At 38.7% G+C, this 14,036-nt stretch carries 12 protein-coding genes; 10 read left to right on the top strand and 2 right to left on the bottom strand.

All coding sequences use genetic code 11. The features are described 5' to 3' along the window. Positions 1 to 193 precede the first annotated feature (193 nt). From PFZ69_RS04440 to PFZ69_RS04420, 5 genes are all read left to right on the top strand, one after another. The gene (locus tag PFZ69_RS04440) at positions 194 to 1,744 is read left to right on the top strand and encodes a multicopper oxidase family protein (protein ID WP_270179808.1); all 1,551 of its coding nucleotides are present in this window, start codon (positions 194 to 196) and stop codon (positions 1,742 to 1,744) included. Positions 1,745 to 1,901: 157 nt separating this feature from the next. After that, positions 1,902 to 2,273 carry a hypothetical protein gene (locus PFZ69_RS04435; RefSeq protein WP_270179807.1) on the top strand — a complete coding sequence of 124 codons (372 nt, stop codon included), beginning with the start codon at positions 1,902 to 1,904 and terminating at the stop codon, positions 2,271 to 2,273. A gap of 84 nt (positions 2,274 to 2,357) precedes the next feature. After that, entirely contained in the window at positions 2,358 to 2,792 is a 435-nt protein-coding gene (locus tag PFZ69_RS04430) for a cupredoxin domain-containing protein (RefSeq protein WP_270179806.1), read from the top strand. A gap of 283 nt (positions 2,793 to 3,075) precedes the next feature. After that, a complete protein-coding gene (gene asnB, locus PFZ69_RS04425; RefSeq protein ID WP_270179805.1) occupies positions 3,076 to 4,986 on the top strand; it encodes an asparagine synthase (glutamine-hydrolyzing) in 1,911 nt (636 codons plus the stop codon). 56 nt (positions 4,987 to 5,042) lie between these two features. Then, positions 5,043 to 6,164 carry a cell wall-binding repeat-containing protein gene (locus PFZ69_RS04420; RefSeq protein WP_270179804.1) on the top strand — a complete coding sequence of 374 codons (1,122 nt, stop codon included), beginning with the start codon at positions 5,043 to 5,045 and terminating at the stop codon, positions 6,162 to 6,164. 89 nt (positions 6,165 to 6,253) lie between these two features. On the opposite strand, the gene PFZ69_RS04415 is transcribed toward PFZ69_RS04420, so the two are convergent. Then, positions 6,254 to 7,699, bottom strand: a complete 1,446-nt coding sequence (locus PFZ69_RS04415) for an MATE family efflux transporter (RefSeq protein WP_270179803.1) — start codon at positions 7,697 to 7,699, stop codon at positions 6,254 to 6,256. A 184-nt stretch (positions 7,700 to 7,883) separates the two neighbouring features. On the opposite strand from PFZ69_RS04415, the gene PFZ69_RS04410 reads away from it, so the two are divergent. The 4 genes from PFZ69_RS04410 to PFZ69_RS04395 all read left to right on the top strand — a co-directional run bounded on the left by PFZ69_RS04410 (position 7,884) and on the right by PFZ69_RS04395 (position 12,683). Continuing rightward, positions 7,884 to 8,213, top strand: a complete 330-nt coding sequence (locus PFZ69_RS04410; protein WP_270179802.1) for a four-helix bundle copper-binding protein — start codon at positions 7,884 to 7,886, stop codon at positions 8,211 to 8,213. Between the two features lie 160 nt (positions 8,214 to 8,373). Continuing rightward, positions 8,374 to 9,759 carry a sensor histidine kinase gene (locus PFZ69_RS04405; protein WP_270179801.1) on the top strand — a complete coding sequence of 462 codons (1,386 nt, stop codon included), beginning with the start codon at positions 8,374 to 8,376 and terminating at the stop codon, positions 9,757 to 9,759. 1 nt (position 9,760) lies between these two features. After that, complete coding sequence (locus PFZ69_RS04400; protein WP_270179800.1) at positions 9,761 to 10,438, top strand: response regulator transcription factor; 678 nt, start codon at positions 9,761 to 9,763, stop codon at positions 10,436 to 10,438. Positions 10,439 to 10,649: 211 nt separating this feature from the next. Beyond that, a complete protein-coding gene (locus PFZ69_RS04395; protein ID WP_270179799.1) occupies positions 10,650 to 12,683 on the top strand; it encodes a heavy metal translocating P-type ATPase in 2,034 nt (677 codons plus the stop codon). 113 nt (positions 12,684 to 12,796) lie between these two features. Here the strand turns inward: PFZ69_RS04395 and PFZ69_RS04390 are convergent, their stop codons facing one another. Next, positions 12,797 to 13,303, bottom strand: a complete 507-nt coding sequence (locus PFZ69_RS04390; protein ID WP_270179798.1) for a DoxX family membrane protein — start codon at positions 13,301 to 13,303, stop codon at positions 12,797 to 12,799. Positions 13,304 to 13,541: 238 nt separating this feature from the next. Here PFZ69_RS04390 and yiaA point away from each other — a divergent pair, with 238 nt between their 5' ends. Next, positions 13,542 to 14,009: an inner membrane protein YiaA gene (gene yiaA, locus PFZ69_RS04385; RefSeq protein WP_270179797.1), complete on the top strand. Its 468-nt coding sequence runs from the start codon at positions 13,542 to 13,544 to the stop codon at positions 14,007 to 14,009. The last annotated feature ends 27 nt before the right edge of the window (positions 14,010 to 14,036 follow it).

The following is a 14,036-nucleotide window of genomic DNA, read 5'->3' as shown; positions in this document are numbered from 1 at the left end:
TCAGAAGCCTCTTCATCTCAAATTTTTTATGACGACTAGTTAGATGGGTTAACCCTATTTTATTGGTGATCTACCGATGGAATAGGGGTATTTTTTTGGTCAATTTATGTCCAAAAATACAATTATGATGCACAGTCTCTGCACAATTATTCCATATAATACATTTTGCAAGATACCAGATGGAGGTGTAATCATGAAAAAAGCAATACTATCTATGCTTTTATTATTATTAATCGTATTAACAGCTTGTGCTGGAAATAATTCTGCTCAAAAGACCTCAACAACCAATAGCAATCAGGGAAAAGTGGAAGCAAAAGAGGAAGATCTCACTGGAAAGAAAGTAAACGAATTTACCTTGATTGCTGATGAGTCGACATGGGAATTTGATTCAGAAAACACACTTCCGGTTTGGACGTTTAATGGAACAGTACCTGGTGAAGAACTACGCATTACAGAAGGAGAAGCCATACGTGTCACATTAAAAAATAAGTTAGAAGAGCCTACTTCTATTCACTGGCACGGGGTTCCTCTATCAAATAAACAGGATGGCATCCCTGGAGTAACACAAGATGCAGTATTACCTGGGGACTCGTATGTGTATGAATTTGTTGCTGAAGACCCTGGGACTTACTGGTACCACTCTCATCAGGATGGGGTAAATCAAATCGATAAGGGGCTTTACGGAACACTTATTGTTGAGCCTAGAGATGGGGTTAGTGCGGACAAAGAATTTACGTTAGTTCTTGATGAGTGGGAGTCTGGCATTAAAGATACAGATGAACATAGCATGATGAATGAAGAAGAAGATCATAGTAGCATGGGCAGCAATGATGATATGGGAAATATGAATGAGATGATGGAACATGATATGAGCTCTTACGATTTAATAACAATAAATGGAAAAGCCTCTGAAGGGATTAAGAGCCTAAAAGTAGCCCATGGCGAAAAAATTAAATTAAGATTTATTAATGCTGGTTACATGGCACACAAGATACACATTCCAGTAGACTATCAAATCACCCACGTAGATGGTCAGAAAATAAACAATCCTAAAACGCAATCGTCCTCTTTAATAGAAGTCGCACCTGGGGAGCGTTATGATATTGAATTTAAAGCAAATAGTGACGACGGCAACTTCACGATCGATAGCCATGATGAAATTGAAGGAAAAAACTCAGTGAAAATTGATGTTGTCTTTGAGAATGAAAACTCTTCTAAAATGCAAAGTCATCGAGAAGATGTAGATAAGGTAATAGGCTTAGGGAAGCTTGGGGAAAAGGAAGATGGGCCTTTTACACTTGATGATCAATTTGATGTAGAGTACGAAATGGATCTAGGTGTCAAAATGAATCATAAATCGATGAACATGGAGTGGACGATTAATGATGAGACATTTCCTGATGTTCCACCGTTAAATGTAAACAAAGACGACAAAGTGAAAGTTACTTTAACAAACAATAGTGAAGATAATTCAGTGCACCCTATGCACCTACACGGTCACTTCTTTCAGGTTCTAAGTGAAAATGGGAAAGCAATTAGTGGAGCACCAATTATTAAAGATACTCTTAACGTTAAACCAGGAGAAACCTATGAAGTTGCTTTTTTAGCAGATAACCCTGGTAATTGGTTATTTCATTGTCATGATTTACACCATGCCTCAAACGGTATGATGTCTCTTGTAAAATATAACAACTTTGAAGAATTCTATCAGAGTAGTGGAGATGTTGAGAACATGCCAGAGTAAAGGCTAGCTTAATTATGCTTGTTACGAATGAAGCAAATGTTTAACAGCAATATAGAGCTGTTGGACATTTGCTTTTTTTTGAACCTAACTCCAGTCATGTCTGATGTGTAATCTTTATATACTCTTACTAAGGACAACCGTTAAGGGGGAAGGGGAAATGAGTGTAATTGCCATTGCAGAAATAATCCTCGTATTAATCATGATTGTATGGGTGTTGAAAATAATCTTTACAAATAAATCCAAATTATCACCGCACACCGGAATGATGACAGCTATGTCCTTTGGAATGATAATAGGATTATTAGGTGGAGTGATTGCTGGAGTTTTAACTTCACAAGGACTCCTTCTTGCAACGATGATTGGTGTGTTAATTGGACTGGTCGGAGGGTTCATTACTGGTTTACCCTTTACAATCATGGCTGTCCTTGACGGAAGTTTGTCAGGGATGATGGGTGGCATGATGGGAGCAATGCTTGGAGAAATGATTTTATCCAATCAAGTACCTATACTGCTCAATTATATGTTTTGAATGTTTATATGCTTTTCGCTCATCCTAATTTATCTTTTATATAATGTGCTCGCTATTAAATTGCCATTGGTGATGAGAAATCCTTTGCTTCTTGTTGCTATGTTTGGATTGTTTTTTTATACTTTTGAACAATTTAATTTTGAAATTGGTGACGTTAAAAGCGAAGGGGAGGGAAGTTCAGTTTCTGTACATGAGCATGAGAAGGGCTCATTAGGTGCTCATAAGAATAACACTGAATTTAATCGACCAACTGTAGTAATTGCCACGGATTTTTCGTATTCTCCAGCCATTATACGTGTTGAAGAGGGAAGACCATTCACATTGATTTTGAAGAATGAGGGGAACATTGAGCACGACTTAGAAATTACAAATTCTAATGGTAAGCTTGTACACCTCCATGTTCAACCAGGTGAGGAGGCGATAGAAAACGTTTTATTGCCAAAAGGGACTTATCAATTTGTATGTTCAGTTCCAGGACATAAGGAGGCAGGTATGTTTGGTAGTATGGTTGTTTCATAGTTGGTATGATTGTAGACTTATCTCAAATGAAATTACAAGTGAGTGGCTAACCTTATAAATTTTGAGACTTAACCATAAGCTAAATCGCACTCGTGTCGTGAGTGTGATTTTTTGTAGCTTTCAACAAAGCGCTTTTCTAAAACTAGTATCCGCACCTTGTTTTAGAAAAGGGCACAATTTGTGAAAAATGTAACAAAACCGTATGTGTATCTGCACAAAATCTTCTGATTTACATCTTATCTTTAAGATGTATAAGTACGATTGATTAAAGGAGTGCAGCTAGATGTGCGGGTTTATTGGATATATTCAAGATCAAGACGAAGAAGTTAGTGAAATAGAAAAATATAAGTTAATGAACATGAATCGGGTCATCACCCACCGAGGACCAGATGATGAAGGTTTCTACACAGACAATCACGTTCGCTTTGGGTTCAGAAGACTTAGCATTGTTGATCTCGAAAGCGGGCATCAGCCGTTATCATTTGAAGATGAACGTTATTGGATTATATTTAATGGCGAAATTTACAATCACATTGAGCTTAGAAAACAGTTAACACAGCTCGGATTATCGTTTAATACCGATACAGATACAGAAGTATTACTTGCTCTATATGCTCAAAAAAAAGAGAAGTGCCTAGAGGATTTACGAGGAATGTTTGCTTTTGTGATATGGGACAAACAGAATAAGGAACTGTTCTGCGCAAGAGATCGATTCGGCATCAAGCCGTTATACATGATGCAAACAAATGATAAAATTTATTTCGCATCCGAACAAAAAAGTTTACTAATGACACCTTATAACAATAAGGTGAACAAGGAGTCACTACATCATTACTTTTCCTATCAATATGTACCTGAGCCAGAGACAATGTTAGATGAAATTCATAAAGTTCAGCCTGGTCACTATATAAAAAAGAAAGTAGGTCACCCGTTAGAGGTAACAACGTACTGGGAACCTGCATTTCACGTTTCTGCTACAGAGTCACAAACACAAATGAAACAAATTCAGAAGAGTTTACGACATTCGGTTAAGGCTCATATGAGAAGTGATGTTCCAGTAGGTGCCTTCCTTTCTGGAGGGATTGACTCAACAAGTATTGTTGCAATCGCAAAAGAATTTAACCCCTCGATCAAAACGTTCACAGTTGGTTTTGAAAGAGAAGGCTATAGTGAAATCGATGTGGCAAAAGAAACAGCAGAGGCATTGGGCGTAGAAAATATTCACTATAAAATCACCCCAGAAGACTTCATTAGGGAACTTCCGAGGATTATTTGGCATATGGATGATCCGGTTGCTGATCCGGCGGCAATTCCTCTTTATTTCGTAGCAAGGGAAGCAAGTAAATATGTAAAAGTTGTGCTGTCAGGTGAGGGGGCGGATGAATTGTTTGGAGGTTACAACATTTATCGAGAGCCTCAATCGCTAAGAGCCTTTAACCATCTTCCGGGTCAAGCGAAAAAAATCTTAACCTCATTCGCTAACATGCTTCCTGAGGGCACAAAAGGGAAAAGCTTTATTGAAAGAGGCTGTACCTCACTTGAAGACCGTTACCTTGGTAACGCAAAAATATTTAAAGAAGTAGAAAAAAGTAGATTATTAAAGCAGTATGATTCTAAACTAGATTACAGAAAAGTTACAGAGCCATTTTATGAAAAGGCAAAGAATTATGATCTCGTGAAGAAGATGCAGTATATTGATATCTGTACGTGGATGAGAGGCGATATTCTTGTTAAAGCTGATAAGATGACCATGGCTCATTCATTGGAGTTAAGGGTTCCGTTTCTAGATAAAGAAGTATTTAAGATCGCTTCTCAATTATCTACAACCCATAATATCGCAAATAACACGACAAAATATTTATTACGCCAGGCTATGAAAGAAGTGATTCCCGTACATGTTCTAGATAGAAAGAAGTTAGGGTTCCCTGTCCCGATTAGACATTGGCTTAAGAACGAAATCTATCCATGGGCAAGTCAACTGATCACAGAAAGTAATACAGAATATCTATTTAATAAAGCAGAAGTCTTTAGGCTCCTTGAAGAACATCGAAGTGGACGAAAAGACAATAGCCGTAAGCTCTGGACAACTCTCGTTTACATGATATGGCATCAGTTGTTTGTAGAAAGCAATGGTTTACATATGTGGAAGGCTTCTTCATATGTCGATCAAAAAACTGAATTCCAAAATGCATAGTTTCTGCAAATAAACCGGGGATACCCTCTTATGAATCTTATATAGGAGGGATTAACATGAAAGTTGAAGAAAAAAAACAATTTGCACACGCTCCAGAAGAGTTAAACGAATTAGCGTCCTGGAATCTTCAAACATTGAATACTAAAAATGTAACTAGGCTAGCGAGCAATGATCCTGTAACAACTTCCATACTAGTTTCTCAAACGATATGGCCATCGACCCATGCTAACAATAGACCTGGGACCGTTATTCTATTACCGCTCGATAAGTGGCAAATCGGACTTGCCTCCGTAGATTTAGTACATCATCCTAATAATGGGCCAGTTATGTATTACGATCATAAGGAATTGCCAGTCGATGTATTAAATGAAGTTAATCGATTAAAACCTAAAGGCAACGTTGAGGAGACTCAGATTATGGTTGTTGGAGATGCTCCTGAAAAAGTATATAGTCAGCTAGAAGAGTATAAGGTGGAGAAAATTCCTTTTACTAGTTCAGCAGGGTTTGCTGCGGAGATTGATGAACGATATGTAACGATAACAAATAGCGAATATCCGAAAAGTATCATCATCGTATCAGAAGAAGAAGAGGCAAAGGACTATTCATTAATCGCTTCTAATTGGATTGCTCATATGCAAGAACCGATTTTGTACGTTAAAAATGACTCTATTCCAGATGAAACAAAGAGAGCATTAGCGAAGCGAAATCATGACGCTCATTTATATCTTCTAGGGCCTGAGAAGGTGTTAAGTAGGGAGTTAGAGGAACAGCTAACGGAATTCGGAAAAGTAAATCGAATTGCAGGAGATGACCCTGTTTCTACATCCGTAGCTTTCGCAAAATTTAAGGACGAGCAAACCGGCTTTGGATGGGGGGGCAGCGAACCAGGTAGAGGGATTTCGCTCATCTCTAGTGCACATTCAGACCAAGCAATCCCAGCTGCTCCATTCTCACATCTTGGTAAACACGCTCCGCTTCTTTGGTTAGAAAATGGAGAATTGACAGAAGAGCTATATAACTTCTTAGCCTTAATAAAACCAACTTTCCAAGATGATCCTACTACAGGCCCTTATAATCATGCTTACCTTATAGGTACTGTTCAAGAAGTTTCATTTCAAACACAGGGCATTATCGATGATAAGTTAGAAATCGTCTCTGAATCCGGTCGAGGCCATTAATTAAAATATGGTTTTAAAAAAACTGATCCAGGAGGAGTCCTGGATCAGTTTTTTTGTGTAAAGGTAATTCTCATTTACTGGCTATGTCATTAGTAACTATTTACACAAGCAGGTAAATCTTCTTTGGTTGTCTTTGGATGGCAATGTGCTTCTGGGTCTTCTTTAGGTTCCACTTTTTGAATAATCCATTTGTCTCGACTAAAGTAAATAGCAAGGACGATCGCTCTGAATCCGATGTCGAGGCCTATCGCAATCCATACCCCCATCAATCCCATATTTAATTTTATACCGAGTAAATATACAAACAATGTACGAATTGCCCACATTCCGATGCCGGTTAAGTACATTGGGAATTTAGTGTTATTTGCACCTTGAAAAGCACCGGTTAAAATTAATACAGCTGCAAGAAATGGTTGGAAAACACCCGAAACTTTCAATGCTATACCAATATTATTTATCACGTTAGGATCATCAGAGAAGAACGCACCTGCCCATTCTCCTGCAAAGAATAGAACTCCACCGAATAATGTCATCACACCTATCGCTAGATACAAACTAAGTTTTGCAAACTGCTTCGCTTCCTTAAGACGCCCTGCACCTATTTGCTGCCCCACGAGAATTGTTGCTGCAGTGGCGAACCCATATCCCATCATATAGGAGAAAACCTCAATGTTTCCTGCAATTTGATGTGCTGCAAAAACATTTGTTCCAAGAGCTACCACAAAGCCGAAATAAATAATTTGACCTGCCCGCATAATCAATCGCTCTCCTGCAGCAGGACTACCTAATTCCATCAATTCTTTTAAATGAATGAAATCTGGTTTCCAATAATGTCTTTTGAATTTCAAAATTTTTACTCTCTGTGTATACAATAGTAAACCGATTGCGCCGATCATTCTGGCTACTACTGTCGCAATTGCAGCACCAGTTAATCCATACGCGGGTATCATCCAAAATCCAAAGATCAAGATGTAATCTAACCCTACATTGATGCCATTGATAACGATACTAACCTTCATAGGAGATTTCGTATCGCCTGCACCTCTCAAAATTGCACTGATCACGAACATTAATGACATGAAAACCGAAGGAATCGCAACGATACGAAAGTATGTAGTACCTGCATCAAGAACATTTTCCTCTATACCCATCAGTTTAAGTAGAGGTTCAGCAAAAAACAAGGTGATGAGTCCCGTTATAATACCGAACGCAACTGCAATAATAATCGCCTGCTGAGCAATGTGTCTCGCTTTCTCAATTTTATTTGCACCTATAAAATTCGCGATATATACGTTGGCGGCTACGCCAAGAGCCATGAATAAAGCAAAGTAAATAGCTAGTAAGGCATTAGATACTCCGACAGCGGATACTTCGATCAAACCTAACTTTGATACAAAATAAGTATCTACAAAACCCAGAATCGTTTGGAAAAAGTTCTCTATAATCGCTGGGAATGCAAGGAGTAAGATGATTTTTACTTTTTTTCCATTTGAAGTAGCACCAATGCTGTCAATTTCCTCTGAATTGTTCATCATGGACATTTTTTCTCCAGCTCCTTATTTATAGATGTAACGAATATAATTAACCTTAAAGTATGGAGAAAGTGTGCACAAAACATGAAGTTTGACTAAATGGCAATTTTTTTCAGAACCACGTTTTAATTTTGTTATTTTAGGCAAAATACCCAAGTGTAAACAAATACTAAGGAGGAATTTGATTATGTCACACGAAAAATATGGAACAATCATTGAAACTCTTCACGAATGTATGACTGCATGTAACCACTGTTACGATTCTTGCTTAAAAGAAGATGATGTTAAGATGATGGCTGAATGTATTCGAATGGATCGAGAATGTGCAGATATTTGTGGATTCCTTGAACAAGCACTAGTTAGAGGTACACCATTTGTAGCTGAACTTGCTCAAGCTTGTGCAGCTATTTGTGAAGCGTGTGGGAATGAGTGTAAGAAGCATGATCATAAGCATTGCCAAGATTGCGCAGACGCTTGCTTTAAATGCGCAGAAGAATGTAAGAAGCTAGCAGCGTAAATAAGCCTCTTCAAACAAGAAAGTTACAGCCCGGATTCGCTACGATAATGGGCTGTAGCTTTTTTTGTGTTTTTTTAATAAAGTCTAATTAGGTATATAGAAGTGGCATGCACATTTTCTCGATATACTAGTGGTAGGATAAATCGTAAAGGGGTTCATTATGTTATTTAAGCGAAAGAATAAATTAGCTACAAAATTAGGCTTTTTGTTTCTAACGAGCATTATTTTATTAGAAGGCATACTCTTTGTAGTTTTATATTTTGGCTTTCTTAACCAACGTGTGATGGTAGAAACTGATTCCTTGATGGCGCGGGGGAATAGTCATCGAGATGTTTTAGAAAAGCATTTTGATGAAGCTACGAGAGCTCATGTAACATTGATGGAATCTGAAGCTGAGACTCAAGTCGTCATTACGGATGCCACAAATTCCATTCTCGACCATTCTAATACGATTACACCATCTATAAAATCGATTATTCAATCTGTTGATCACACCTCAGTGAAAGATGGAATAATCGAGGGAGATTGGGGAAAGGCTCCATATGTTTCTACGGTTTCTCCAGTAACAATCAATGGAGTATCTGTAGGGTATGTATATATGTTTCTCAATACGGAAGGAATAAGAGATATTCGTGATAAATTGACTGTCCAATTTCTAATCGTTACAGGGTTAGCATTATTTCTAACCGTTATAACTATCATTTACCTATCAAGGATTATTACAAAGCCCTTGATACATATGAAAGAAGCAACGCAGAAAATGAGTAGTGGAGAGCATGATGTGTATTTGATCGAGGATCGTGATGATGAACTCGGAGAACTCGCAAAAGCCATTCAAACATTATCTAACGACTTACTTCGTTTAAAGAACGAGCGTAGTGACTTTCTGGCTAGTATTTCTCACGAACTACGAACACCGTTAACGTATTTAAGCGGTTACGCCGATATAGCAAAACGGGACAACCTAACGCTTGAAGAAAGAAAACGATACCTTACAATTATAAAAGAGGAATCTGGAAACCTTACTAACCTTGTTAAAGACTTATTCGATATGGCGAAAATGGATCAGAAGGGTTTCTTAATCGAACGCCAAAAAGTAGAAATCTGCTCCCTTATCAATCAGGTGAGAGCAAAAGTGATGCCAGCATATGAAAACAAAGAGATAAATCTTTTTACCTCATGTCAAAAAGAAATCATCATTACTTTAGATCCTGAAAGATTTACTCAAGTCTTGCTCAACCTTTTAGATAATGCTCTTCATTACTCTGAAAAAGGCAAAAGTGTCCGCATCGAAGCTAATCAAGTAAGAAAGGATCTACAGGTAGAGATTATAGATGAGGGAGAAGGTATACCGAAGGAAGATCTCCCATTTATCTTTGATCGCCTATACCGAGTGGATAAATCACGATCACGGAAGTACGGTGGATCGGGATTGGGTCTTGCGATTGCAAAGGAGATTATCGAAAAACATGAGGGAACAATCTCAGCTTCGAGCGAGGTTAACAAAGGTACAAAGATCAAAATTGTGATTCCAGGAGTTGAATAACATGCAACGCGTTTTAATCGTAGATGATGAAGAACGAATGGTAGAGTTAATCGAGTTATTTTTGAAGCCAAAAGGTTACATGACGTATAAGGTAAATTCAGGTCTAAAAGCTTTAGATATATTAAAAAAGAATAAGATTGATCTTGTGTTGTTAGATGTGATGATGCCTGAAATGGATGGGTGGTCCACATGTAAAGAGATACGAGCCTTTTCAAAAGTACCAATCATCATGCTAACGGCAAGGGATCAATCGAACGATATCGTTAAAGGGCTGAAACTAGGGGCAGATGACTATATTACAAAGCCATTCGATGAAAAAGTTCTTCTCGCAAGAATCGAAGCTGTTTTCAGACGGTTTCATCAAGGAGATGAAAATACACTTGATGTTAAAGGATTAAGATGGGACAAGGATACTCATACCGTTTCCTATCAAGGGAGTACTATAACGATGACTCCAATAGAATTTAACCTTCTAGGACTTTTTATGAAAAACCCAAATCGGGTCTTCAGTAGAGACCACCTTATCCAAATGATTTGGGGCTTCGAGTCTAGTACAGAAGGCCGGACAATTGATTCCCATATCCGAAACCTTCGAGAGAAGTGCCGTCAATCCGGCTTTCAAATAGAAGAGCATCTAAAAACTGTATGGGGAGTTGGGTATAAGTGGAAAGTGGAGTAATTAAGGAGCTTTCAAGTCAGCTTATGCTATAGGAAGGAAAATCTCTATGATTACTGAGAAATGCAACTAACCATAACAAACTCTTCAAGTATTTTACTCTGCCTTGACTAGGCAGTTTTTTAATTTCGCATTTTCTTGATCATTTCTCGATAATTATTGGGTATGTAGAAAAAGGGAGAGGATAATACCTATATATAAGAGGGAGGATCATATGGAGCATTCAAATCATGAACATAAACATAGCAATTCAGAACATGAACATTCAGGACATAACCATGGGGAGGAACACGGCCACGATCACACCTCACACCACGCCCATATGGTAGAAGATTTCAAAAAACGATTTTATATTTCGTTAGTGATTACGATACCTGTTCTTATTTTATCGCCGATGTTGCAAGACTTTGCAAATATCGATTTGAGGTTCACAGGTGACTTGTACATTTTGTTTGCCCTTTCAACCTTTATCTTTTTTTATGGAGGATGGCCATTTCTAACAGGGGCATGGAGTGAATTGAAAGAAAAAAACCCTGGAATGATGACGCTGATTGCTCTTGCGATCGTTGTTGCTTACGGATATAGTTCACTCACAGTATTCGGGCTATCCGGTAAAAACTTCTTCTGGGAACTCGCAACCCTAATCGATATCATGCTACTTGGGCATTGGATCGAAATGAAATCGGTTATGGGAGCATCGAAAGCGTTAGAAGAATTGGTCAAGCTCATGCCTTCTGAAGCTCATCGGATCGAAGAAGATGGAGGGATTAAAGATGTTCCAACAACTGAGTTACAAGAAGGAGATCACGTCCTTATCAAACCAGGTGAGAAAGTACCAGTAGATGGAGAAATCATCAAAGGGAAATCCTCTATAGACGAATCGATGTTAACAGGAGAATCTGTTCCTGTTGAGAAAAGTAAAGAAGACAGTGTGATTGGAGCATCGATCAACGGAGAAGGATCATTAACAGTCAAAGTTGAAAAAACTGGGGAAGATAGCTATCTATCACAAGTTGTAACAATGGTGAAGGACGCACAAGCATCAAAGTCAAAAACTCAGAATTTCTCTGACCGGGCTGCAAAGTGGCTGTTCTACTTAGCTCTTGGAGCCGGTTTTACAACTTTGTTTGTCTGGCTTTTACTTGGCTATGATTTTGTATATGCGCTCGAACGTATGGTTACGGTAATGGTAATCGCATGTCCACACGCATTAGGGTTAGCTGCACCCTTAGTGGTTGCAAGATCCACAGCTTTATCTGCAAAGCAGGGACTGCTGATTCGAAACCGAACTAGCTTTGAAAGTGCGAGACAAATAGATGCTGTCGTGTTTGATAAGACTGGTACCCTTACTGAAGGAAGGTTTGGTGTGACGGAGGTCATCCCTGAAACCATGAGTGAAGATGAAGTCATTCAACTAGCCGCATCCGTTGAGATGGAATCTGAACATCCTATCGCACGGGGGATCGTTGAAGAAACGAATAAGAGGAGCCTATCAGTGAAGGAAGTAGAAGATTTTCAATCCATTACAGGGAAGGGGTTAGAAGGTACGGTTGAAGGTAAGAAAGTGATGGTCGTAAGTCCTGGGTATATGAATGATGAGGGAATTGACTATCGAAATGAAACGTTTACCGAGCTTTCTGAACAGGGGAAAACAGTGGTTTTCGTCTTGGTTGATGGAAAATTGGAAGCAATGATCGCTTTAGCAGACATTATTCGTGAAAGTGCAAAAAATGCCATACACCAGTTAAAGAAAATAAACGTATCCTCTATGATGTTAACAGGCGATAACCAGCAAGTAGCAAACTGGGTTGCAGAGCAGTTAGAATTGAACGATGTATATGCAGAAGTATTGCCCCATGAAAAAGCGGAGCAAATCAAGAAAGTGAAAGAAAAAGGATTAAAGGTGGCGATGACAGGTGACGGCGTGAATGATGCTCCTGCCTTAGCCAATGCAGACCTTGGTATTGCGATCGGTGCCGGAACAGATGTTGCGATGGAAACTGCAGACATCGTGCTTGTTAAGAGCAATCCTGAAGATGTCGTATCAATTATCAATCTCTCGAAAGCGACTTATAGGAAGATGATTCAAAACCTCTGGTGGGCAGCTGGATACAATATTATCGCAATTCCACTCGCAGCAGGGGTATTATATCCCATCGGTATAGTACTAAGTCCAGCTGTAGGAGCTGTACTCATGTCATTAAGTACGATCATTGTTGCAATTAATGCAAAATTATTGAAAACGTGACATTCATATAAGCTCATAGTTAATTCTCACATGAATGAAAGGTGCCGATCATTGAAGTCTAATGATCGGCACCTTTTTTAATAACTGGATTTTGCTTTTAACAGCAGTCTTCTTTATTTATGCTCAAGCGCAGGCTTAACCTGACGCATGTAGAAACCTTGTTTAATAAATGGGATTACCCATCGATCAAGACCAATCTTAGCAGCATTGTAACCTGCAATTAAGATGAGCACTCCAAGGATCACCATCATCGGGTTCGTGCTTGTTGTTCCACTAAATAGGAAGGCAAAATTCATGATAACTCCCATTAATGCTGCAAGGGTTGTGAAGGTACCAAGAATTAGGCCAAGTCCAACAAGCAATTCTCCCCAAGCAACTAGTACATTAAAAAGCTCGACATTTGGGATCGCAAACCCTTCTAAGAATGCAGCCCACCATCCTTGCACAGCAGGATGTTCACCGGTAGCCTTCGCAACTGCTCCTTGAAGATAGCCATTTGCATCAAAACCACCTGTGATCTTTCCCCAGCCAGCAGTTATCCATTGATAACCTAGGTATAAACGTATGAACAATAGAATACCAGAAGCTACTTTGTTTTCTCTTAGAAATTGAATAAACATTTTTCTCACGCTCCTACTTTAATAGTCTGATCACATGTTTATTATCGCCAATCCTTAAACCGTCTTCTGTGATAAGTATCACAATCTTGAAGATTAATTTAAATAGAGGATATAAACTCGTCTTATTTATAAATAACAAAAAATTCATACAATAATAGTGTTAAAATGTAAAATATTGCTATAATAGTCGGTGTAGGATAGTAAAATAGCCTACGTATAGTAAAAAGGGGGGCGGGTAATGTCAGAAGTAAATGGTAACCCGTTAGTGAAGGATGAAAAAAAGCCAAAGGTGAAGGTGGAAAGAAAAGAAGGGGAACCGACTGCAGCTTTTAAAGGGGCAAGCTGGGCAGCTTTGGTCATCGGTGTTTCCGCTTATTTAATCGGTCTTTTTAATGCTGGGATGGAACTGAATGAGAAGGGGTATTACTTTGCTGTATTGGTATTTGGGCTGTATGCAGCTGTTTCCCTGCAAAAAGCGGTTAGAGACAAGGAAGAAGATATCCCTGTCTCGGGCATTTATTATGGACTAAGTTGGTTTGCAGTAATTATCGCGATCTCTTTGATGGCAATCGGACTTTATAACGCTGGAAGTATCATCTTAAGTGAAAAAGGATTTTACGGAATGTCATTCGTTCTTAGTTTATTTGCAGCCATAACGATTCAGAAAAATATTCGTGATACGCAGGTAGCAAAAGAGAGAGGGTAAGGGACTTCCCATTTTAACGTGGTGGTT

It is taken from the genome of Alkalihalobacillus sp. CinArs1 (genome assembly GCF_947387515.1).
Taxonomy (GTDB): Bacteria; Bacillota; Bacilli; order Bacillales; family Guptibacillaceae; genus Guptibacillus.
Note: the sequence above shows the minus strand (reverse complement) of the source record. Positions and strands in the feature narration are given on the sequence as shown.

What these genes read in the sequence shown, in the direction of transcription:
- PFZ69_RS04440 (WP_270179808.1), top strand. Translation starts at nt 194, where the DNA reads ATGAAAAAAGCAATACTATCTATGCTTTTATTATTATTAATCGTATTA.
- PFZ69_RS04435 (WP_270179807.1), top strand. Translation starts at nt 1,902, where the DNA reads ATGAGTGTAATTGCCATTGCAGAAATAATCCTCGTATTAATCATGATT.
- asnB (WP_270179805.1), top strand. Translation starts at nt 3,076, where the DNA reads ATGTGCGGGTTTATTGGATATATTCAAGATCAAGACGAAGAAGTTAGT.
- PFZ69_RS04420 (WP_270179804.1), top strand. Translation starts at nt 5,043, where the DNA reads ATGAAAGTTGAAGAAAAAAAACAATTTGCACACGCTCCAGAAGAGTTA.
- PFZ69_RS04415 (WP_270179803.1), bottom strand. Translation starts at nt 7,699, where the DNA reads ATGATGAACAATTCAGAGGAAATTGACAGCATTGGTGCTACTTCAAAT.
- PFZ69_RS04410 (WP_270179802.1), top strand. Translation starts at nt 7,884, where the DNA reads ATGTCACACGAAAAATATGGAACAATCATTGAAACTCTTCACGAATGT.
- PFZ69_RS04405 (WP_270179801.1), top strand. Translation starts at nt 8,374, where the DNA reads ATGTTATTTAAGCGAAAGAATAAATTAGCTACAAAATTAGGCTTTTTG.
- PFZ69_RS04400 (WP_270179800.1), top strand. Translation starts at nt 9,761, where the DNA reads ATGCAACGCGTTTTAATCGTAGATGATGAAGAACGAATGGTAGAGTTA.
- PFZ69_RS04395 (WP_270179799.1), top strand. Translation starts at nt 10,650, where the DNA reads ATGGAGCATTCAAATCATGAACATAAACATAGCAATTCAGAACATGAA.
- PFZ69_RS04390 (WP_270179798.1), bottom strand. Translation starts at nt 13,303, where the DNA reads ATGTTTATTCAATTTCTAAGAGAAAACAAAGTAGCTTCTGGTATTCTA.
- yiaA (WP_270179797.1), top strand. Translation starts at nt 13,542, where the DNA reads ATGTCAGAAGTAAATGGTAACCCGTTAGTGAAGGATGAAAAAAAGCCA.